This window comes from Agrobacterium sp. ST15.16.024, assembly GCF_027956545.1.
In the GTDB taxonomy this organism is placed as follows: domain Bacteria; phylum Pseudomonadota; class Alphaproteobacteria; order Rhizobiales; family Rhizobiaceae; genus Agrobacterium; species Agrobacterium cucumeris.
Genome location: NZ_JAQKGO010000002.1, coordinates 198,820 through 219,220 on the forward strand (window position 1 = coordinate 198,820; position 20,401 = coordinate 219,220).

Genomic DNA, 20,401 nt, shown 5'->3' on the forward strand with positions numbered 1-20,401 from the left:
CGATTTAATAGTCTACTAAAATTATAGGTTACTTGCGACGATCTTGCCGCGTCCTGCTCTCCACTTCCCCCGTCCCCTTCGCAGCTCCTAACAGCCACAAAGCCGGTCTGGCCTACGACGCAAGTTACGGGCTACCCGACAAAAAACTTGATTTCCGCCTCAAACATGTAATACAGATTATCATACATGTTGACAAATAACGCAGACATGTATGACATTGCGGCAATCATGAACGCTGCGATACCTGCATGAGGGAGGAATTATGATCATCACCGACGTCGAGGTCCGTGTTTTCCGCACGACGACCCGTCGCCACTCGGACAGCGCCGGTCACGCGCATCCGGGGCCGGCGCATCAGGTGGAACAGGCCATGCTGACCATCCGTACGGAAGATGGGCAGGAAGGCCACTCCTTCACCGCGTCGGAGATCGTTCGCCCGCATGTCATCGAAAAATTCGTCAAGAAAGTCCTGATCGGTGAGGACCATCGCGACCGCGAACGGCTGTGGCAGGACCTTGCCCACTGGCAGCGCGGTTCGGCCGCACAGCTGACGGACCGCACATTGGCGGTGGTGGATTGCGCATTGTGGGACCTTGCCGGGCGCTCGCTCAACCAACCTGTATACAAGTTGATCGGCGGTTATCGCGACAAGGTGCTGGCCTATGGCTCCATCATGTGCGGTGACGAGCTGGAAGGCGGGCTGGCGACGCCGGAAGATTACGGTCGTTTTGCCGAAACGCTGGTAAAGCGCGGTTACAAGGGCATCAAGCTGCACACCTGGATGCCGCCCGTCAGCTGGGCACCGGATGTGAAGATGGACCTCAAGGCCTGCGCCGCCGTTCGTGAGGCGGTCGGCCCCGATATTCGCCTGATGATCGACGCTTTCCACTGGTACTCCCGCACCGATGCGCTAGCGCTGGGCCGTGGTCTCGAAAAACTCGGTTTCGACTGGATCGAGGAGCCGATGGATGAACAGTCGCTGTCCTCCTACAAATGGCTTTCCGACAATCTCGATATTCCGGTCGTCGGCCCGGAAAGCGCTGCCGGCAAGCATTGGCATCGTGCCGAATGGATCAAGGCCGGCGCCTGCGATATTCTGCGCACCGGCGTCAACGATGTCGGTGGTATCACGCCGGCGCTGAAGACCATGCATCTGGCCGAAGCCTTTGGCATGGAATGCGAAGTCCATGGTAACACGGCCATGAACCTGCACGTTGTCGCCGCCACCAAGAATTGCCGCTGGTATGAGCGCGGCCTGTTGCACCCCTTCCTCGAATATGATGACGGCCACGATTATCTGAAATCGCTGTCGGACCCGATGGACAACGACGGCTTCGTGCATGTCCCTGACCGGCCGGGCCTTGGCGAGGACATCGATTTTACCTTCATCGACAACAATCGGGTGAGGTAACGGGCGATGAAAACGGTGCTCGCCTTCGGAGACAGCCTCACCTGGGGTGCTGACCCGGCAACGGGTCTGCGGCACCCTGCCGAACACCGCTGGCCGGAGGTTCTGGAGGCCGAGCTTGCCGGAAAGGCAAAGGTTCACCCGGAAGGGCTTGGCGGGCGCACCACCTGCTATGATGACCATGCCGGCCCCGCCTGCCGCAATGGCGTGCGGGCGCTTGAAGTCGCGCTGTCCTGCCACATGCCACTTGATCTCGTCATCATCATGCTGGGCACGAACGATATCAAGCCGGTGCATGGCGGGCGGGCGGACGCCGCAGTTTCCGGCATGCGGCGGCTGGCCCAAATTGTCGAAACCTTTATCTACAAGCCGCGCGAGGCGGTGCCGAAACTGCTGATCGTCGCACCGCCGCCCTGCGTCGCAGGCCCCGGCGGAGAACCGGCGGGTGGGCGGGACATCGGCCAATCGCTCAGGCTTGCGCCGCTTTACCGCAAACTCGCTGCCGAACTGGGGCACGCCTTCTTTGATGCCGGATCGGTTGCCGGCGCCTCACCGGTGGATGGCGTGCATCTGGACGCGCCGGCAACGGCGGCAATCGGCCGGGCGCTCGCAGCACCCGTCAGAGAGATTCTTGGCTGATCCTGCGACGCCCGAGGAGGAACCGGGCGCGAGGATCAAAACGTGGAAAGGCCGTATGAACCGGCCGTATTGGGAGGAAAAATGAAACATTTTCTTGCAACCGCAGCGCTTGGCGCATTGCTGATCGGCGCGATGCCGCTCAGTGTTTTCGCTGAAACGCCGAAAGACCAGCTCATCGTCGCCACAACCATGAGCAATATCCTGACCCTCGATCCCGCCGCCATCACCGGCCGCGAGACCGTCCAGGTTTTGAACAACGTCTATGACACGCTGGTCGTGCTTTCGCCTGAAGATCGCAGCGTGCAGCCCCGCCTTGCCGAACGTTGGGAAATTGCCGAAGACCGGAAATCCATCCGCTTCCATCTGCGCGCCGATGCCAAATTCGCCTCCGGCAATGCCGTGACGGCAAAGGACGTGGCGTGGAGCCTGAAACGCCTGCTTGCCCGCAACCTGGCGCAATCTTCCTTCCTGAAAACCCGTGGTTTCAAACTGGAGGAAGCCGACAAGCTGTTCGTTGCCGAAAACGACCAGACCTTCGTGCTGAATATTCCGAAGCCTGACGACCCCAATCTTCTCTTGATGATCCTAGCGCAGAACGGCCCCGGCTCGATCATCGACAGCAAGACCGCGCTTGAAAATGAAAAGGACGGCGATCTTGGTGGCGCATGGCTGACGCTGAATTCCGCCGGCTCCGGCCCCTTCAAGCTGACGCAATGGAAATCCAACGAATATATCATCCTCACCCGCAACGATGATTATTGGGGTGAGAAGGCCAAGATGAAGCGCATCCTGATGCGTCATCTGCCGGAATCGCAGTCGCAGCGCCTGATGCTGGAAAAAGGCGATATCGACGTTGCCTATTCACTGCAGGCCCCCGATCTGAAATCGCTTGAGGCCGACAAGGCCGTCACCATCGAATCCACACCCGGCTCCGGTTTTTATTACCTCAGCGTTTCGATGAAGGATGCGAAATTCGCCAATAAGAAGGTGCGCGAGGCCCTGCGTTACCTGATCGATTACGACGGTCTCGACAAGGCGGTCATGCCCTATTACGGCAAGCTGCATCAGCGCTCCCTCAGCACCGGTGTGATGGGCGCGCTGCCGGATCAGGGCTACAAGCTCGACATCGAAAAAGCCAAGGCGCTTCTGGCTGAGGCCGGTTATCCCAACGGGTTCAAGACGACGCTGCGCGTACTCTCGGAAGATCCTTTCATGAAGGCGGCAACGGCGATCCAGAACACGCTGGCGCAGGCCGGCATTCAGGCCGAATTGATCAGCGGCTCCGGCGACCAGATCTACGGCGCCATGCGCGAGCGGAATTTCGAACTGCTGCTCGGGCGCGGCGGCGGCGGCCAGCAGCCGCACCCGGACAACAACCTGCGCTCCATCGCCTATAACCCCAACAATGCCGACGATGCCAAGCTCACAAACTATCAGAGCTGGCGCACCAGCTTCTTCGATGAAAAGCTGAACAAGATGATCGAAGAAGCGCTTGTCGAACGCGACGTGGCGAAACAGACGAAGCTTTATGAGGACCTGCAGGGCTATATGGACGAGATCGTCATGTCGATCCAGCCTTTCTCGGAAGTCATCGACACCGCCGCCTTCCGCAGCGATGTCAAGGGCATGATCGTCAGCCCCTGGCTTTCGCGCTTTGAAGAGGTGAGCAAGGAGCGGTAATCGTCCGACACAGCGGTTAATCAGGAAAAGGCGCGGCTAACACCCGCGCCTTTTTGTTTGCGGGAAGACCGCGTAGAATTGCTCCGACGGGCAAAACATATCGCCTCCGTCATTCCGGCCTTGAGCCGGAATCCAGCCGACGTGCGTCTGCACGGCGGAAAAGGTCCTTTCAGCCCAAGGACTTGGGCTGGCTGGATGCCGGATCTGGTCCGGCATGACGGAAGAGAGGTTTCTGCTTTGTCAGCAGCACGAGGCCCAATCATCACCCAGCCTTTTCTATTTTTGGCCTGCCCCCAAAAAAAATGCCCGGCAGTGAGGCCGGGCAAGGAAGGAGGATGTTATTTGTCCGTGACGCCCCGGAGGAGGACAGTCACGTTTTGGGAGGCGTCAAGCGCCTTCATATTCCAGAGAGGCGCCGATCAGTTCGCGCGCATAGGGATGCGTCGCGCCATTGCCGGCAATGGCCTCGCGCGGCAGGATTTCGGTGATCTCACCGCGCAGCATCACCGCGAAACGGTCGCACATGTGATCAACCACGGCGAGATCGTGGGTGACCATGATATAAGTGAAACCGCGCTCTTGCCGCAGCCGCTGCAACAGATTGAGGATTTCCGCCTGCACCGAGACATCGAGCGCCGAGGTCGGCTCATCAAGCAGAAGCAGAGACGGTTCGAGGATCAACGCACGGGCAATCGCCACACGCTGCCGCTGGCCGCCGGAGAGCTGATGCGGAAACCGGTCGAGAAAGGAGACGGGCAGACCGACATCGGTGATGACCTTGCGCATGCGCTCTTCACGGTCGCCGAGCTTGTGGATCGCAAGCGATTCCGAAAGCACGGTGCGCACCGACTGGCGGGGATGCAGTGACCCGTATGGGTCCTGAAATACCATTTGCAGCATGCGGCACCGCTCGATCAGCGGCATGTCACGCACCGACCTGCCGCCGATGAGGATGTCGCCGGTCCAGAAATCGTTGAGCATCGACACACAACGCAGCACGGTGGATTTGCCCGAGCCGCTTTCGCCGACCAGCCCGAAGCACTCGCCCGGCTCCACCTTGAAGGAGACGGAGGGCAGCACTTTCAGCGCCGTATGGCCGCTGCCGAAGGTGATGGAAAGATCGCGGATTTCGACGGAAACGGCCATTATACGTTCTCCTCCAGCCATTCTGGACGGCGATCCAGCACCGCAAGCGGTGCGCGAGAGCCGCCGATGCGCGGCTGCGCGGCCAGGAGGCCGCGCGTATAGGGATGCTGCGCCTGATCGAGATCACGGGCGGCCAGCGTTTCCACCACACGGCCGGCATACATGATGAGCACTCGGTCGCAGAAATTGCGCACGAGGTTGAGGTCGTGGCTGATCATGATGAGGCCAATGCCGCGATCCCGAACCAGACCGTCGAGAATGTTCAACACCTGCAACCGCACTGTCACATCAAGCGCCGAGGTCGGCTCGTCGGCAATGACGAGATCTGGATCGGCGAGCAGCATCATGGCGATCATGACGCGCTGGCCCATGCCGCCGGAAATCTCGTGCGGATATTGCTCATAGACGCGCGCAGCATCGCGGATCTTCACCGCATCCAGCATGGCGAGCGCCTTTTCCCGAGCCTCGGATTTCGACGCCTTGAAGTGGCGAAGATAGGTTTCCGTTACCTGTTCGCCGACGCGGCGAATGGGATTGAGGGAAAATTTCGGATCCTGAAGGATCATCGACATGCGTCGCCCACGAACCTTCAGCATTTCTTTTTCACTGAGCGCGAGAAGATCGAGGCCTTCGAAATCGAGCTTGTCGGCGGTAATCGTCGCCGATGGCAAAAGGCGCAGCAGAGCCCGGCCGACGGTGGATTTGCCCGAGCCGCTTTCACCGACGATGCCCAGCCGCTCCCGGCCAAGCGTGAAGGAGATGCCACGCACCGCCTCGGTTGCCGAGCCGCCGTAACGGATGCGGAGATTTTCGACGTCAAGGATTGGTTTTTCCATGGCCTTATCTCCGGTTCATCTGTTTCGGATCGAGCGCATCGCGCAGGCCGTCGCCTAAAAGATTGAAGGCGAGGCTGACGGAGAGGATCGCAACGCCGGGGAACGTCACCAGCCACCAGCTGTCCAGCATGTAACGCCGGCCAGTGGCGATCATCGCCCCCCACTCCGGCAGCGGCGGCTGCGCGCCAAGACCAAGAAAGCCGAGGCCGGCGGCGGTGAGAATAACGGTCGCCATGTTCAGCGTCAGGCGGATGAGGACCGAAGGCAGGCACATGGGCATGATGGATTTGACGATGATGCGCAGCGGCGAGGCGCCCTGAAGCCGCGCAGCGGCGATATAATCCGCTTTCCGAAACGTCATGGCCTCGGCGCGGGCAAGACGCGCGATCGGCGGCCACGAGGTGAGCGCAATCGCGATGATCGCATTGTTGAGGCTCGGCCCAAGCGCCGCCACGAAAGCGAGTGACAGGATGAGGCTCGGGAACGACAGGAAAATATCCGTGATGCGCATCATCACTGTATCGAACTTGCCACCGAGATAACCGGAAGCCGTGCCGACCAGAAGGCCGACCGGGCCGACGATGACCGACACCAGCGTGATGATGGTGAGCGTGATGCGCGCACCCCAGAGCAGGCGGCTGTAGATATCGCGTCCCAGCTCATCCGTACCGAAGACATGGCCATTGCCCGGTGGTTGCAGCGTGTTGGCGAGATCCTGCACATAAGGATCGTGCGTCGCGAGCCACGGTGCGAAAATCGCCGAAATGACGAGTAGCAGCAAGATCAGCAGGCCGAAGGCCGATGTCGGGCTTTTCAGCAGGAAGAGGATGATGTTCTTCAGCGCGTTTAACGGCACGGGAAGACGAGAGGAGGTTTCTGCACGAGCCGTCATCAGCGGGTCCTCGGATCGAAAAAGCGGTAGAGAATGTCGGACAGGAGATTAAGCCCAATGAAGATGACGCCGACGATAAGCACGCAGGTCATCACGGCATTCATGTCGCCGATGATAAGATTGCTGGTGAGATATTGCCCGAAACCCGGCCAGGCGAAGACGGTCTCGATAAGCACCGCGCCTTCCAGCAGCGAGCCGTAAGCAAGGGCAATGATGGTGACCAGCTGCACGCGGATATTGCCGAAAGCATGCAGCCACACCGTCTGCCGCTGCGACAGGCCTTTGACGCGTGCGGTCGTTACATATTCCTGGCCCAACTGGTCCAGCATGAAGCTGCGCGTCATGCGGGTGATATAGGCCGAGGAGGAATAACCGAGCAGGGCGGCGGGAAGGATGAGATGGTTGATCGCCGACCAGAACACTTCCATGTCACCCGCAATCAGGCTGTCTATCAGCAGGAAGCCCGTCCGCTCCTCCACGAGACCGATATAGAACTGGTCCATGCGGCCCCCGCCGCCAACGAGGCCGAGATGGGCGTAAAAAACGATCAGCGCGATCATGCCGGTCCAGAAAATCGGCATGGAATGGCCGAACAGGCTGAGCACGCGCACGAGATGGTCCTGCCAGCGGTCTTTCTTGACGGCGGCATAAACGCCCATGGGAATGCCGAGGCCGGCACCGATCAGGATCGCGAAGGTCGCAAGCTCCATCGTCGCGGGCATGACCCGGATGATGTCTTCGATGACCGGTCGGCCGGTGCGGATCGAAGTACCGAAATCGCCGGTGAACACATCGCCGAGATAATAGATGAACTGCTGCCACAGCGGACGGTCGAAGCCGAGCGCATGATAGACCTGTTCATAGGTTTCACGGGTTGCATCCTCACCGACGATCGCCCGCACCGGATCGGCGGGCATCAGGCGGCCGATAAAGAAGGTCAGCAGCAGCAGTCCAAGCAGCGTAACGGCAATACTTCCGATCTGGCCGGACAGGCCATAAAGCGAAAGGCGTCTTTTTGACATGATTCCTCCCTTGCCAGAAACCGATCGGCGCAAGGATGAATGCGCAATCCTGTCTGACAACTATTCACAAGTTGTCACAGGTGTAGAAAGCTGTCAAGCACGGGTCGGCAAAATCGACAGCGCCAGAGGCTCCGAAAAATTTATCCCGGTGGAAATTTCACCCTGCAGTTACCGGGGTTTCCCCTTCACCGGAAAATAAACCCCTTACGTTGTCGCAACCGCTAAAGCCTGTATTCTGCCGTTTCAAAAATATGCCGGCGCGGATGCAGTTCCAGGCATTGCCGACGACATCGAGGGCTTCGGGGGAGAGCAAAAAATGGCCGATATGACGCTTCTGGCATTTACCCTGGTCGCTTTCATCGGTATCGCGACGCCCGGTCCGACTGTTTTGCTGGCGCTTTCGAATGGCTCGAAATTCGGAATTCAGCGCGCTTTGATCGGCATGGCCGGCGCAATTCTCTCCGATTTCGTTCTGATCGGTGCGGTTGCGCTGGGGCTGGGAGCCCTGCTCGCCGCCTCGGAATTCTGGTTCAGCGTCGTCAAATGGGTGGGCGTCTGTTATCTCGTCTTTCTCGGTCTCATGCTGCTTCGCTCCAGAGGCACGCTCGACGGTGCGCTGCAACCGGCAGATAGGAACGGGGCGACATCCGCACGCTCGATCTTTCTCAAGAGCTTTCTTGTCGCGGTGACCAACCCCAAGGGCTATCTGTTCTTTTCTGCCGCAGTTCATCAACCCTTTGGCGCCGCAAATCCCACAATATGCGGTGCTTGCGCTGGTCTTTACCGCCATCGATTTCATCCTGATGTTCGGATATGCCCTGCTGGGCGCACAGGCCGTCAGAATGTTACGCAAATCCGGCGCCCTGTGGCTTGACCGGATTTGCGGCGGTGCGCTGCTGACGCTTGCCGCCTCTCTGGCCCTTTATCGCCGGGCAAGCACCTAAGCCATTGAGACGGCTATCTTTCCCTCTTACTCCGCCGCTGTACGGGAGCGCAGAAGTACCTTGTAACGTTCAAGACTGCCGCGCAGATGCGCCGCCATATATTGGCGCGCGGCATCTGCATCGCTTTCTATGATGGCGTCGACGATCCTGGCGTGTTCCTCCTGCAGATGGAGATTATAGTCCTTCGGACGTGCGCCGGGTGCCGCGCCCTGCAATTCGCCACGCGGAATGATGCCGGAACGGATGAGCTGAAGGAATTCCGGAAAACGCCGGTTCTGCGTTGCCTGCGCAATCGCCAGATGGAATTCGAAATCGGCATCCCGTGTCGGCAGCCCGGCGGCCAGGCAGTCACCAATCCGCCGGTGCGCATCGACAATCGCCTCCACCTGCACGGCGGAACGACGCGATGCCGCAAGGCCGGCGGACTCAACCTCAAAAACCGTTCGCAATTCCAGCAACTCGATTACCGAGGAAATCCGCCCGATAGCCAGATCGTTGAAAGGCAGTTCCTTGGCTGGTTTCGTCTCCACGGCAAAAACGCCCGCGCCCTTGCGAGCTTCAACGAGACCATCGGCACGCAGAATGGCGATGGCTTCGCGCACGACGGTACGGCTTACGGAATATTCACGCGTCAGGGCGCTCTCGCTCGGAAGACGGTCACCGGGGCGGAACACGCCCTCCGACAAATCCCGTCTCAGTGCCGAACTGATTTTCGCCGCGAGCGATACCCCCTGCTTCGTGCTGCTCTCAACGTCCATTCCAGCCCACCTGTTTTTAACCTGTCTGGCATGTTAGCAAACACCCGCAACATTGCAAGGCCCGGCCGCCTTGACGATTGGCTTGGCTGATCCTCGCGGTCAGCCATCCTGTCGCTCGAAAAGAAATTTCCAACTCTTGCAGTAAGACGATATACATTATACAATAACATATATTAATTTAGAACAACAGGAGATGCTGATGAGCGCCGTCAAGATCAACGAGCGTCTGACCGTAGCGGGCCAGCCGGAGATCGCCGATTTCCCTTCACTCTCCTCTCAAGGGTATAAAAGCATCATCAACGCTCGACCGGATGGCGAAGACGCCGGCCAGCCGGGCAATATGCGGGAAAAAACTGCCGCCGGCACGGCAGGTCTGACTTACAGCTTCATTCCGGTGACCGGACCGACCATGACCGAGGCCGATATTCGCGCCTTCCAGCAGGCGATGGCCGCGGCCGACGGTCCTGTTTTTGCCCATTGCAAAGGCGGCACCCGCGCACTGACACTTTACGTACTCGGCGAAGCGCTTGACGCGCGTATGCAGCAAAGCGAAATCGAGCCTTTCGGCAGGACGCACGGTTTTGACCTGTCCGGCGCGGTTCGCTGGCTGGAGCGGCGGGCTTTGGCGGCACCCCACGTCAAGGCATTCTTCGATCCGCGTACATCCAGCCTGCAATATGTCGTTTCGGACCCGGCGACCGGACGATGCGCCATTATCGACCCCGTCTTTGATTTCGATGAAAAATCCGGCGCGACGGGCACGATGAATGCCGATGCCATTCTGGCCTATATCGAAAGCGAAGGCCTGTCGGTGGAATGGATACTCGATACCCATCCGCATGCCGACCATTTTTCCGCCGCCTACTACCTGAAACAGAGAACCGGCGCCCAGACCGCCATCGGCGCAAAAGTTACCGGTGTACAAAAACTCTGGCAGGCGAAATATAACTGGCCCGATCTGGAGACCGATGGCTCGCAATGGGACCGGCTGTTTGAAGCGGGTGACAGGTTCAACATCGGTTCACTGGATGCCCGCGTGCTGTTTTCGCCCGGCCACACGCTGGCTTCCGTCACCTATGTCGTGGGCGACGCCGCCTTTGTGCATGATACGGTTTTCATGCCGGATTCCGGCACCGCGCGCGCCGATTTTCCAGGTGGCAGCGCCAGCGAGCTTTGGGCTTCCATTCAGGACATTCTTGCCCTTCCAAAGGAAACGCGGCTTTTCACCGGCCATGACTACCAGCCCGGCGGCCGCGCACCGAAATGGGAAAGCACGGTCGCAGAACAGAAACGCAGCAATCCGCACTTGGCCGGCGTGACGGAAGAAGGCTTCATCCGTCTGCGCGAAGCTCGGGATCGCACCTTGCCGATGCCCAAGCTCATTCTGCACGCACTGCAGGTCAATATCCGTGGTGGTCGCCTGCCGGAGCCGGAGGCCAACGGCAAACGCTACCTCAAATTCCCGCTCGATGGGCTGGAGGGTAGCACATGGTGAAAGACAATAATTGGCAACAGACCCCGGGCATCGCCGAAATCCCCCTGCCCGCCATGGAAGAACGCGCCGTCGAAGTTGCGCTGCTTTTAAAGACACTCGCCCATCCTGCCCGGCTGATGCTGGCCTGCACTCTGGCGCAGGCAGAATTTTCAGTCGGCGAACTGGAGACGAAGCTTGATATTCACCAGCCCACACTTTCCCAGCAGCTCGGCGTGCTGCGGGAAGCGGGTGTCGTCGAAACCCGGCGCGAAGCCAAGCAGATTTTCTACCGGATGAGCGAAACGAAAGCGGCCCAGCTTATCGAGGCTCTCTACGCCATATTCTGTGCACCGGAGGCGGCCCCGTGAGCCCCTATTGGCCCTCGCTTTTCGGCGGCATGCTTCTCGGTCTTGCATGCATCCTCCTGTTTCTGTTCAACGGCCGCATCGCCGGCATCAGCGGTATCATGGGCAGGATGCTCGGCCGGGAGCGGCGGCTTGCCGATCTGGCCTTCTTGGCCGGCCTGCTGGCCGGGCCCTATCTTTACGCCGCCGCATTCGGCCGGCTTCCGACGATAACCATAATCGCCCCATGGCCGCTGATCATCATTGCCGGTCTGCTGGTGGGTTTCGGCACGCGCATGGGCTCCGGCTGCACCTCCGGCCACGGCATCATGGGGCTGGCCCGGTTTTCCCGGCGCTCCATCGCCGCAACCGCAACCTTCCTGATGACCGGCATTGTCGCGGCAACGATAACGGGAGCCATGTCATGAAAAATCAAGCCATGGCGCGTGTTGCGCTGGCATTGATGGCAGGAGCCCTGTTCGGTTTCGGTCTGTCGCTCTCCGGCATGGTCGATCCGGCCCGCGTTTCAGGTTTTCTCGATGTGGCGAGCGGCCATTGGGACCCGAGCCTGATGTTTGTTCTTGGCGGTGCAGTCTCGGTCGCCGTGCCGGGTATTCTGCTCAGCCATTTTATTGCCAGACCGGTTCTTGCCGAAGACTTCAGCCTTCCGGCAAAAACCCGCATCGACCGGCCGCTCATCCTTGGTTCAGCCATTTTCGGCATTGGTTGGGGGCTTGCCGGTTTCTGCCCCGGCCCGGCACTGTCGGCTTTCGCTCTCGGGCTTCTGCCGGTCATTCTTTTTGTCTGCGCCATGATTGCAGGCATGTTGGCGCATGATCGCCTCCTGGCGAAAGAGCCATAGAGCAACCCGCCAACCTTCATACCCAGGCATGATAAGAATGGACAGCGCGGGTGACAAAACACCCGCGCCAAGACCTTATTACAGGTCGATCAGGCTCTTGCCCGTCATTTCCGGGGGCAGTTGCACGTTCATCAGTTGCAGCAAGGTGGGCGCAACATCGGCGAGAATGCCGTCATGCAGCTTTGCACCCTGCGGGCCGCCAAACAGGATCACCGGCACCGGATTGGTGGTATGCGCCGTGTGCGGGCCGCCGGTCACGGGGTCGACCATGGTTTCACAATTGCCGTGGTCAGCGATTACCAGCATGGCGCCACCGACTTTCTCGAGAGCGGCAACGACAGCAGCAAGCCCGCGATCCACGGCTTCGCAAGCCTTGATAGCAGCCTGCAGATCCCCGGTATGACCAACCATGTCCGGATTGGCGTAATTTGTGACGATAAGATCATAGCCCTTGCCGATCGCCTCGACGAATTTCTCCGTCACTTCCGGCGCGCTCATTTCCGGCTGCAGATCATACGTCGCAACCTTGGGGGATTTCGGCATGAAGCGGTCTTCGCCCACCTCCGGCTCTTCCTTGCCACCATTCAGGAAGAAGGTGACATGCGGATATTTTTCGGTTTCGGCGAGACGGAACTGCGTGAGCCCCTGTTTTGCCACCCATGCGCCCAGCGTATTGGCAATATCGCGCTTCGGATAGGCCGTCGTCATGAAAGCAGCGTGCCGGGTGGAATATTCCACCATGCCAAGCAATGCCGAAAGCCTGGGCTTTTCACGCGCGAAACCATCAAAGTCATCCGCACCGATGGCAAGCAGGATTTCACGGGCACGGTCAGCGCGGAAGTTCAGGCAGAACAACCCATCGCCGGCCTTGAAACCCTCATAACCATTGATCACCGTCGGCAGGATGAATTCATCCGTCACATCGTTCCTATAGCTCTGCGCGACCGCGCTTACCGCATCAGGCGCATGTTCGCCCTTGCCGAGAACCATGGCGTCATAGGCCTTTTCAACGCGCTCCCAGCGATTGTCACGATCCATCGCATAATAACGGCCGATCACGGTGCCGATGCTGGCGCCTTGCGGCAGGCTCGCCACCAGCGCCGCAACAAAATCTTCCGCCGATTGCGGCGCGACATCGCGGCCATCGGTGATGGCATGCACGACGACTTTCAGACCATGGCTGATCATGAGCTTCACCGCCGCCTGGCCGTGGAGAATATGGCCATGGACGCCGCCATCAGAAACGACGCACATCAGATGCGCCACGCCGCCGGCCGCCTTTACCGTGGCGGCGAAATCAAGCATCGCCGCATTGCGGAAAAAGCTGCCATCCTCGATCGCCAGATCGATCTGGCCGAGATCCATCGCAACAATGCGGCCGGCGCCGATATTGGTGTGGCCGACTTCGGAATTACCCATCTGGCCGGTGGGCAGGCCGACATTCGGGCCGAAAGTGGTCAGCGTCGCATTCGGGCAGGTGGCGAAAAGTCGATCCATGGTGGGCGTGTTCGCCAGCACTGGCGCGTTGCTGGATTTATCCTCACTCAGCCCCCAGCCATCGAGAATAGTCAGGACAACGGGTTTGGGAGTGCGCATGGGAGGACCTTCTTCTTCATTCGGTTGCCGGCGGACAGCGGATCGCCGGGCACCGGAGCGCCCCCGTCCGCCACTATGATCATGATGAGAAAACATGCTTCTCGTTCTTCTCTTCTATACCCGAAGATCACGAACGCAAGCCTATACCGACACCGAAACAGTTCCGTGAAGCCGGAGTGCTTCACGGAAAAAAGCTTTTGGATGAAACCTCAACCGTCGATGAATAACAGCGCCGGCTTTTCCAGGAGCGCCTTGACGGCCTGGATGAAGACGGCGGCATCCCAGCCATCGACCACCCGGTGATCGAAGCTGGACGACAGGTTCATCATCTTGCGTGGCACGAAACGCGTCCCGTCCCACACCGGACGCGTCATGATCTTGTTGACGCCGATGATCGCCACCTCCGGATGGTTGATGATGGGCGTCGAGACGACACCACCCAAGGCTCCGAGCGAACTTATGGTGATGGTGGAGCCCATCAGTTCCTCTCGATGCGCCGTGCCGGTCCGGGCGGCTTCGGCAACGCGTGAGACCTCGTCTGCGCATTGCCAAAGGCCGAGCGTTTCGGTGTGGCGCACGACCGGGACGGTGAGGCCGGACGGTGTCTGCGTGGCAATGCCCATATGGACGGCTTCGTAATGGCGGACGACACCGTTCTCATCATCGAAAGTGGCATTCATGCCAGGATGGTCAGCCACGGCTTTCACCAGAGCGCGCATCAGAAACGGCAGGATCGTCAGTTTCGGCTGTCCGGAACGACGATTGCCGTTCATGGTCGCACGCAAATCTTCGAGATCCGTCACGTCGATTTCCTCGACATAGGTAATGTGCGGAATACGGAAAGCGGAGAGCACCATCTTCTCGGCAATCTTGCGCCGCAGCCCCGTCACCTTCACTTCCTCGACGGCGCTATCGTGGGCCGCTGCCGGCTCGGGGCGTTCCGGCCTTTCCCGCACGGTTAAGAACCCATCAAGATCGGCATGGGTGATATGCCCGTCCGGCCCGGTTCCCTTGACCTTTGTGAGATCAATATCAAGATCGTCGGCACGCTGGCGAACGGCGGGAGACGCCAGCGGTTTGTGATGTGGTTCGGCTGGAGGCGGCGGCGGCGGCGAATCCTCGGCGGGACGCGCAGCCGGCTGGGTTTCAACGGTTGGCGGTGCTTCCGTCATATCCGCCGGCGCCTCGGCTTCCGGCGCGTTGACCTCGGGAGCAGCGGCAGAGACATCGGTTTCGATGCGGACGAGCGGTGCTTTCACCGGCACGGTATTTCCGACCGTCACGGCCAGCCAGGTTACGATGCCCGCCACCGGCGACGGAATTTCGACCGTTGCCTTGTCAGTCATCACGGCGGCCAGCACCATGTCCTCATGCACCGGATCACCCGGCTTGACGTTCCATTCTACCAGTTCGGCTTCAGCGACGCCTTCGCCGACATCGGGCATTGTAATGGTATATTCCGCCATAATCAGGCCTCCATGACTTCGACAAGGGCGCGCCCGACGCGGGCAGGTCCCGGAAAATAGTCCCACTCCTGCGCATGGGGATAAGGCGTATCCCAGCCCGCGACGCGGACGACGGGAGCTTCCAGATGATAGAAACAATGTTCCTGCACCAGCGACACCACCTCTGCGCCGAAACCGGAGGTCAGCGTCGCCTCATGCACCATGACACAGCGGCCGGTCTTGGAGACGGATTTGACGATACTATCGAGATCAAGCGGCAGCAGGCTGCGCAGATCGATGATCTCGGCATCCACACCGGTTTCTTCCGCTGCCGCCAGCGCCACATGCACCATGGTGCCATAAGCGATGACGGTGACAGCGTTTCCGGGGCGGCGGATTTCGGCTTTACCGATGGGGATGGTGTAGTGCCCTTCCGGCACCTCGCCCATATCGTGCTTGGACCACGGGGTGACCGGCCGGTCGTGGTGCCCGTCGAAGGGACCGTTATAGAGCCGCTTCGGCTCCAGAAACATCACGGGGTCGGGGTCTTCGATCGAGGCGATCAACAGCCCCTTGGCATCATAAGGGTTGGAGGGAACAACCACCTTCAGCCCGCAGACATGGGTGAAAAGCGCCTCCGGGCTCTGGCTATGCGTCTGCCCACCAAAAATGCCGCCCCCGGTCGGCATTCTGAGCACGATCGGGCAGGTGAAATCGCCATTGGAGCGATAACGAATGCGCGCCGCTTCCTGGGTGATCTGGTCATAGGCGGGATACATGTAATCGGCGAACTGGATTTCGACACAGGGTCGCAATCCGTAAGCGGCCATGCCGATGGCGGTGCCGACAATGCCGGATTCGCTGATCGGCGCATCGAAACAGCGGGTCTTGCCGTATTTTCCCTGCAACCCCTGCGTGGCGCGGAAGACGCCGCCGAAATAACCCACGTCTTCGCCGAACACCACGACATCGTCGCTGCGCTCCATGGACACATCCATGGCGCTGCGGACGGCTTCAATCATCGTCATTCTTGCCATGTCTTACCATCCTGCCTTCTGGCGCTGGCGGGCGAGATGCGGCGGCATCTCCTCGTAAATACCTTCGAAAATATCCTTTTTCGGCGGTTTTTTGCCTTCATGCAGCGTGCCGTGGCTTTCCGCCTCGCGTTGCGCTTCAAGCACTTCGTCGGCGATTTCCGCCTCTGCCTGCCGGTGCCGTTCATCCGACCAGACGCCGCGCAGGGTGAGATGTTTCTTGAGGCGGAGAACCGGATCGCCGAGCGGCCAGGCTTCGGATTCGGTCTTTGGCCGGTAAGCACTAGGATCATCCGAGGTGGAATGGGCGCCGACACGATAGGTGACATATTCGATCAGCGTCGGGCCGAGATTGCGGCGCGCCCGCTCCACGGCCCAGCGCGCCACGGCATAAACCGCGAGATAGTCATTGCCATCGACCCGAAGTGCTGGAATGCCGAAGCCCAGCCCGCGCGCCGCAAATGTGCCGGACCCGCCGCGCGCAATGCCCTGAAAGGTGGAAATGGCCCATTGATTGTTGACGATATTGAGGATGACCGGGGCCTTGTAGGTGGAGGCAAAGACCAGCGCGGAATGAAAATCCGACTCCGCCGTCGAACCGTCGCCGATCCACGCAGCCGCGATCTTCGTATCGCCCTTGATGGCCGAGGCCATCGCCCAGCCAACCGCCTGCACATATTGTGTGGCGAGGTTGCCTGATACGGTAAAGAAACCGTGCTCCTTCGAGGAATAGAGCACCGGCAATTGCCGCCCGTGCAGCGGGTCGAGCTCGTTGGAATAAATCTGGTTCATCATGGTGACGAGCGGATAGTCATCGGCGATCAGCAGCCCGGCCTGCCGGTAGGTCGGGAAATTCATGTCGCCTTTGGAAAGCGCCTTGCGGAAGGCGCAACTGACCGCCTCCTCCCCCAGATGCTGCATGTAAAAGGAAGTCTTGCCCTGTCGCTGCGCCATCAGCATGCGCGCATCGAAAGCCCGAAGCCGCATCATGTTTTTGAGACCGACCAGCAATTCCTCGTCCGAAAGCAGCCCGGCCCACGGCCCAACGGCTTCACCCTGATGATTGAGAACGCGGATGATCGAATAGGCGAGATCGCGCATGCTCTCCGGCGCTGCATCCACATCCGGGCGCGGCACAGTGCCGGCCTTGGGTATCTTCACATTGGAGAAATCCGGCTCCCCGCCGGGCCGCACCGCAGGCTCTGGAACATGCAGGCTGAGATGTGGCGTTTCTGATATATCCATTCTACTCCTCCCGTCACGGTCTCCTCCAGACCGCGAAACAATCCTCAAAGGTTTCTTGCGATCACCATGCGCTGGACATCGCTTGTCCCCTCGTAAATCTGGCAAATTCGCACATCGCGATAAATCCGCTCCACCGGATAATCCGCCATGTAACCGTAACCGCCGTGAATCTGGATGGCGTCCGAGCAGACGCGTTCGGCCATTTCGGACGCGAAGAGCTTGGCCATCGAGGCCTCCGAAAGACAGGGCTCTCCCGCCTCCTTCAACGCCGCCGCATGCAGCACCAGCTGCCGCGCCGCCGTAATCCGCGTTGCCATATCCGCCAGCCGGAACGCCACCGCCTGGTGCTCCACGATTGCCTGCCCGAAGGCCTTGCGCTCGCGGGCATAATCCCGCGCCGCCTCGAAGGCCGCCTGCGCCATGCCGACCGCCTGTGCAGCGATGCCGATGCGGCCACCCTCCAGATTGGCAAGCGCGATGCGATAACCCTGCCCCTCTTCGCCCAGCCGCAATTCGACGGGGACCGCCATCTCGGTGAAGGCGATTTGGCAGGTATCGGACGAATGCAGGCCGAGCTTTTCTTCGACCCTTATCACCTCGTAACCCGGCGTATCCGTCGGCACGATGAAGGCGGTGATGCCCTTCTTGCCCGCCGCCGCATCGGTGACGGCGAAGACGATGACGACATCACCATTCTTGCCTGACGTTATGAACTGTTTTGCACCATCAAGAATATAGCGGTCGCCATCTCGCCGGGCGCGGGTCTTCAGGTTGGAAGCATCTGAACCGGCCTGCGGTTCGGTCAGCGCAAAACCGCCGATCCATTCGCCGGAAGCGAGTTTCGGCAGGAAACGCTGTTTCTGGTCTTCCGTGCCGAATTTCAGGATCGGCACGCAGCCAACCGAATTATGGACGCTCATGATGGTGGAACAGGCCCCGTCACCGGCAGCAATTTCCTCCAGCGCCAAAGCATAAGCGACGGCACCGGTTTCCGACCCGCCATAATCCTCCGAAACCAGCATGCCGAGGAAACCGAGGTCTCCCATTTCCTTCAGTTCGTCTTTCGGGAACCGGCTTTCCCGGTCACGCGAAGCAGCCCCTGGGGCCAGCCGCTCGCGGGCGAAATCGCGGGCCATGTCCCTGATCTGCTGCTGGGCTTCGTTCAGGATCATCGCCGCCTCCCCTTAATGCCGCTCAATGCCGAGCGCGGTTGCTTCACCGCCGCCAATGCAGACTGCGGCCACGCCGCGCTTCAGCCCGTGACGCTGCAGGGCCGCCAGCAGGGTGACAACGATCCTCGCGCCGGAAGCGCCGATCGGATGACCGAGCGCACACGCCCCGCCATGCACATTCACCTTGTCATGCGGCAGATCGAGATCGCGCATTGCCGCCATCGCCACCACGGCAAAGGCCTCGTTGATTTCGAAGAGATCGACATCCCTCGCCGTCCAGCCGGTTTTATCGAACAGCTTTTTCATCGCGCCGATGGGAGCCGTTGGATATCCGGCAGGGGCATCCGCATGGGAGGCCTGACCGATGATGGTCGCCAGTGGTGAAAGACCCCGCCTTTCCGCTTCGGAGCGACGCATGAGAACGAGAGCGGCCGCACCATCGGAGATAGAACTGGAATTGGCCGCCGTCACCGTTCCGCCATCGCGAAAGGCGGGCTTCAGCTGCGGGATTTTCTCCGGCCTTGCCTTGCCCGGCTGCTCGTCCACGGCAACATCGCCGACAGGCGTGATTTCCGCTTCAAAAGCTCCCTCCGCTATGGCGCGACGCGCCCGCTCCAGCGAGGCAAGCGCATAGTCATCCTGCATGGCGCGGGTAAATTGATAGGTTTCAGCGCAATCTTCCGCGAAAGTGCCCATCAGCCGGCCCTTGTCATAAGCATCCTCGAGACCGTCGAGAAACATATGGTCGATGACCTTGCCGTGGCCGAGACGATAGCCATTTCGGGCGCGATCCAGCAGATAGGGCGCATTGCTCATGCTTTCCATGCCGCCCGCAAGCACGATGGAAGAGCTTCCCGCCGCGATCTGGTCATGGCCCAGCATGATCGCCTTCATGCCCGAGCCGCACATCTTGTTGATGGTCGTTGCGCCAATCGAATTGGGAATGCCGGCGGCAATGGCTGCCTGTCTGGCGGGCGCCTGCCCCTGCCCGGCCGTGAGCACACAGCCCATCAGCACATCATCAATATCAGAAACCGGAACAGCGGCCCGTTCGACAGCCGCACGGATCGCCGCGGCCCCAAGATCGGACGCAGCCACCGATTTGAATTCGCCCTGGAACCCACCCATAGCAGTACGGGCGGCCCCGACGATCACGACAGGGTCATGCACAGCCAAATTCACCTCCCTTGGGCATTCTCTCGCTTGAGAAAACGACCGTCATCGCGATCTCCTCCAGACCTCGAATGACATGAACGCTATCACCAACTCGAATTCATTTCAAAGCTATTTTGATTGACAGTTTTTTGATTGACGATATCTTTGATCCAACAATTAGTCATATCATAGAGCAAATGATCCATGATTGAGCTCGACAGTTTCGACCGCAAGATTCTGCATGTGCTCGGTGATGACGGGCGGGTAAGCTGGCGCGATCTGGCGGCCCGCATCGGTCTTTCCTTCACGCCAACGCTGCGCCGTGTACGCAAGCTGGAAGAGGAAGGCATCATTCGTGGCTATACCGCCGTGTTCGATGAGAACCGGCTGCTCGGCAATATGGGCGTCTTCATCTCCGTCACGCTGGAACGGCAGATCAAGGAAGCGCTGACGACCTTCGAACACCATGTCGCTTCTATCCCCGAAGTCGTGGGCGGTTATCAGACCAGCGGCAGTTCCGATTACCTGATCCACGCCATGGTGCGGGATTTGCCGCATTATCAGGAGCTACTGGATTTCCTGACCACGGTTCCCGGCGTGTCGCGCATCCAGTCCAATTTCGCCATCAAGACATTCGTGCGCCGTTCCGCCGCCTTCACCGGGGGTGACACGCCGTAATCAAGGGCTGCCGGCGCGGAGGAGGTGCCGGCTGCTGAAAAGAGGGACGGCCTGCCGTCCGGAGGAGGAGA

19 protein-coding genes and 1 pseudogene are annotated in these 20,401 nt (G+C 59.9%); 9 read left to right on the forward strand and 11 right to left on the reverse strand.

All coding sequences use genetic code 11. The annotated features are described in order from the left end of the window. The first annotated feature begins 262 nt into the window (after positions 1 to 262). The 3 genes from PL640_RS09385 (at position 263) to PL640_RS09395 (ending at position 3,727) form a co-directional block, all read left to right on the forward strand. Positions 263 to 1,411: a mandelate racemase family protein gene (locus tag PL640_RS09385; RefSeq protein ID WP_271361627.1), complete on the forward strand. Its 1,149-nt coding sequence runs from the start codon at positions 263 to 265 to the stop codon at positions 1,409 to 1,411. A 6-nt stretch (positions 1,412 to 1,417) separates the two neighbouring features. Then, the gene (locus tag PL640_RS09390; RefSeq protein WP_271361628.1) at positions 1,418 to 2,047 is read left to right on the forward strand and encodes an SGNH/GDSL hydrolase family protein; all 630 of its coding nucleotides are present in this window, start codon (positions 1,418 to 1,420) and stop codon (positions 2,045 to 2,047) included. 81 nt (positions 2,048 to 2,128) lie between these two features. Continuing rightward, on the forward strand, positions 2,129 to 3,727 hold the full coding sequence (locus PL640_RS09395) for an ABC transporter substrate-binding protein (protein WP_271361629.1): 1,599 nt from the start codon (positions 2,129 to 2,131) through the stop codon (positions 3,725 to 3,727). Positions 3,728 to 4,114: 387 nt separating this feature from the next. Here the strand turns inward: PL640_RS09395 and PL640_RS09400 are convergent, their stop codons facing one another. The 4 genes from PL640_RS09400 to PL640_RS09415 are packed head-to-tail and all read right to left on the reverse strand — an operon-like array spanning position 4,115 to position 7,623. Further along, positions 4,115 to 4,873 (reverse strand): ABC transporter ATP-binding protein, encoded by a 759-nt coding sequence (locus tag PL640_RS09400; RefSeq protein WP_271361630.1) that lies wholly within the window; start codon positions 4,871 to 4,873, stop codon positions 4,115 to 4,117. Continuing rightward, positions 4,873 to 5,709: an ABC transporter ATP-binding protein gene (locus PL640_RS09405; protein WP_271361631.1), complete on the reverse strand. Its 837-nt coding sequence runs from the start codon at positions 5,707 to 5,709 to the stop codon at positions 4,873 to 4,875. Before PL640_RS09405 ends, PL640_RS09400 begins: the two co-directional genes overlap by 1 nt. A gap of 4 nt (positions 5,710 to 5,713) precedes the next feature. Then, entirely contained in the window at positions 5,714 to 6,601 is an 888-nt protein-coding gene (locus PL640_RS09410; protein WP_052818900.1) for an ABC transporter permease, read from the reverse strand. After that, a complete protein-coding gene (locus PL640_RS09415; RefSeq protein ID WP_271361633.1) occupies positions 6,601 to 7,623 on the reverse strand; it encodes an ABC transporter permease in 1,023 nt (340 codons plus the stop codon). The genes PL640_RS09410 and PL640_RS09415 overlap by 1 nt, the downstream gene beginning before the upstream one ends. Before the next feature lie 316 nt (positions 7,624 to 7,939). Here PL640_RS09415 and PL640_RS09420 point away from each other — a divergent pair. Next, positions 7,940 to 8,567: pseudogene (locus PL640_RS09420) on the forward strand (LysE family translocator). Positions 8,568 to 8,593: 26 nt separating this feature from the next. On the opposite strand, the gene PL640_RS09425 reads toward PL640_RS09420, so the two are convergent. Further along, positions 8,594 to 9,325, reverse strand: a complete 732-nt coding sequence (locus tag PL640_RS09425; protein ID WP_046801915.1) for a FadR/GntR family transcriptional regulator — start codon at positions 9,323 to 9,325, stop codon at positions 8,594 to 8,596. Between the two features lie 199 nt (positions 9,326 to 9,524). Between PL640_RS09425 and blh the strand changes: the two genes are divergently transcribed. From blh to PL640_RS09445, 4 genes are read left to right on the forward strand one after another with little or no spacing between them, the layout of a single operon-like run. Further along, entirely contained in the window at positions 9,525 to 10,820 is a 1,296-nt protein-coding gene (gene blh, locus PL640_RS09430) for a bifunctional sulfur transferase/dioxygenase Blh (RefSeq protein WP_271361634.1), read from the forward strand. After that, the gene (bigR, locus tag PL640_RS09435) at positions 10,814 to 11,167 is read left to right on the forward strand and encodes a sulfite-sensing transcriptional repressor BigR (protein WP_271361635.1); all 354 of its coding nucleotides are present in this window, start codon (positions 10,814 to 10,816) and stop codon (positions 11,165 to 11,167) included. The genes blh and bigR overlap by 7 nt, the downstream gene beginning before the upstream one ends. Next, on the forward strand, positions 11,164 to 11,571 hold the full coding sequence (locus PL640_RS09440; RefSeq protein WP_269699174.1) for a YeeE/YedE family protein: 408 nt from the start codon (positions 11,164 to 11,166) through the stop codon (positions 11,569 to 11,571). The genes bigR and PL640_RS09440 overlap by 4 nt, the downstream gene beginning before the upstream one ends. Then, positions 11,568 to 12,005 (forward strand): YeeE/YedE family protein, encoded by a 438-nt coding sequence (locus PL640_RS09445; protein ID WP_271361637.1) that lies wholly within the window; start codon positions 11,568 to 11,570, stop codon positions 12,003 to 12,005. Before PL640_RS09440 ends, PL640_RS09445 begins: the two co-directional genes overlap by 4 nt. 78 nt (positions 12,006 to 12,083) lie before the next feature. Here the strand turns inward: PL640_RS09445 and gpmI are convergent, their stop codons facing one another. From gpmI to PL640_RS09475, 6 genes are all read right to left on the reverse strand, one after another. After that, entirely contained in the window at positions 12,084 to 13,601 is a 1,518-nt protein-coding gene (gpmI, locus tag PL640_RS09450) for a 2,3-bisphosphoglycerate-independent phosphoglycerate mutase (RefSeq protein WP_271361638.1), read from the reverse strand. Between the two features lie 209 nt (positions 13,602 to 13,810). Then, complete coding sequence (locus PL640_RS09455; protein ID WP_271361639.1) at positions 13,811 to 15,067, reverse strand: dihydrolipoamide acetyltransferase family protein; 1,257 nt, start codon at positions 15,065 to 15,067, stop codon at positions 13,811 to 13,813. Positions 15,068 to 15,069: 2 nt separating this feature from the next. Next, on the reverse strand, positions 15,070 to 16,083 hold the full coding sequence (locus tag PL640_RS09460) for an alpha-ketoacid dehydrogenase subunit beta (RefSeq protein ID WP_153514590.1): 1,014 nt from the start codon (positions 16,081 to 16,083) through the stop codon (positions 15,070 to 15,072). Positions 16,084 to 16,086: 3 nt separating this feature from the next. After that, the gene (locus tag PL640_RS09465; RefSeq protein ID WP_271361640.1) at positions 16,087 to 17,325 is read right to left on the reverse strand and encodes a 3-methyl-2-oxobutanoate dehydrogenase (2-methylpropanoyl-transferring) subunit alpha; all 1,239 of its coding nucleotides are present in this window, start codon (positions 17,323 to 17,325) and stop codon (positions 16,087 to 16,089) included. A gap of 44 nt (positions 17,326 to 17,369) precedes the next feature. Continuing rightward, on the reverse strand, positions 17,370 to 18,497 hold the full coding sequence (locus PL640_RS09470) for an acyl-CoA dehydrogenase family protein (RefSeq protein WP_271361641.1): 1,128 nt from the start codon (positions 18,495 to 18,497) through the stop codon (positions 17,370 to 17,372). A 12-nt stretch (positions 18,498 to 18,509) separates the two neighbouring features. Then, the gene (locus PL640_RS09475) at positions 18,510 to 19,673 is read right to left on the reverse strand and encodes an acetyl-CoA C-acyltransferase (protein WP_271361642.1); all 1,164 of its coding nucleotides are present in this window, start codon (positions 19,671 to 19,673) and stop codon (positions 18,510 to 18,512) included. A gap of 183 nt (positions 19,674 to 19,856) precedes the next feature. Between PL640_RS09475 and PL640_RS09480 the strand changes: the two genes are divergently transcribed. Then, positions 19,857 to 20,330 (forward strand): Lrp/AsnC family transcriptional regulator, encoded by a 474-nt coding sequence (locus tag PL640_RS09480; protein ID WP_003524741.1) that lies wholly within the window; start codon positions 19,857 to 19,859, stop codon positions 20,328 to 20,330. Positions 20,331 to 20,401 lie beyond the last annotated feature (71 nt).

What these genes read in the sequence shown, in the direction of transcription:
- PL640_RS09385 (WP_271361627.1), top strand. Translation starts at nt 263, where the DNA reads ATGATCATCACCGACGTCGAGGTCCGTGTTTTCCGCACGACGACCCGT.
- PL640_RS09390 (WP_271361628.1), top strand. Translation starts at nt 1,418, where the DNA reads ATGAAAACGGTGCTCGCCTTCGGAGACAGCCTCACCTGGGGTGCTGAC.
- PL640_RS09395 (WP_271361629.1), top strand. Translation starts at nt 2,129, where the DNA reads ATGAAACATTTTCTTGCAACCGCAGCGCTTGGCGCATTGCTGATCGGC.
- PL640_RS09400 (WP_271361630.1), bottom strand. Translation starts at nt 4,873, where the DNA reads ATGGCCGTTTCCGTCGAAATCCGCGATCTTTCCATCACCTTCGGCAGC.
- PL640_RS09405 (WP_271361631.1), bottom strand. Translation starts at nt 5,709, where the DNA reads ATGGAAAAACCAATCCTTGACGTCGAAAATCTCCGCATCCGTTACGGC.
- PL640_RS09410 (WP_052818900.1), bottom strand. Translation starts at nt 6,601, where the DNA reads ATGACGGCTCGTGCAGAAACCTCCTCTCGTCTTCCCGTGCCGTTAAAC.
- PL640_RS09415 (WP_271361633.1), bottom strand. Translation starts at nt 7,623, where the DNA reads ATGTCAAAAAGACGCCTTTCGCTTTATGGCCTGTCCGGCCAGATCGGA.
- PL640_RS09425 (WP_046801915.1), bottom strand. Translation starts at nt 9,325, where the DNA reads ATGGACGTTGAGAGCAGCACGAAGCAGGGGGTATCGCTCGCGGCGAAA.
- blh (WP_271361634.1), top strand. Translation starts at nt 9,525, where the DNA reads ATGAGCGCCGTCAAGATCAACGAGCGTCTGACCGTAGCGGGCCAGCCG.
- bigR (WP_271361635.1), top strand. Translation starts at nt 10,814, where the DNA reads ATGGTGAAAGACAATAATTGGCAACAGACCCCGGGCATCGCCGAAATC.
- PL640_RS09445 (WP_271361637.1), top strand. Translation starts at nt 11,568, where the DNA reads ATGAAAAATCAAGCCATGGCGCGTGTTGCGCTGGCATTGATGGCAGGA.
- gpmI (WP_271361638.1), bottom strand. Translation starts at nt 13,601, where the DNA reads ATGCGCACTCCCAAACCCGTTGTCCTGACTATTCTCGATGGCTGGGGG.
- PL640_RS09455 (WP_271361639.1), bottom strand. Translation starts at nt 15,067, where the DNA reads ATGGCGGAATATACCATTACAATGCCCGATGTCGGCGAAGGCGTCGCT.
- PL640_RS09460 (WP_153514590.1), bottom strand. Translation starts at nt 16,083, where the DNA reads ATGGCAAGAATGACGATGATTGAAGCCGTCCGCAGCGCCATGGATGTG.
- PL640_RS09465 (WP_271361640.1), bottom strand. Translation starts at nt 17,325, where the DNA reads ATGGATATATCAGAAACGCCACATCTCAGCCTGCATGTTCCAGAGCCT.
- PL640_RS09470 (WP_271361641.1), bottom strand. Translation starts at nt 18,497, where the DNA reads ATGATCCTGAACGAAGCCCAGCAGCAGATCAGGGACATGGCCCGCGAT.
- PL640_RS09480 (WP_003524741.1), top strand. Translation starts at nt 19,857, where the DNA reads ATGATTGAGCTCGACAGTTTCGACCGCAAGATTCTGCATGTGCTCGGT.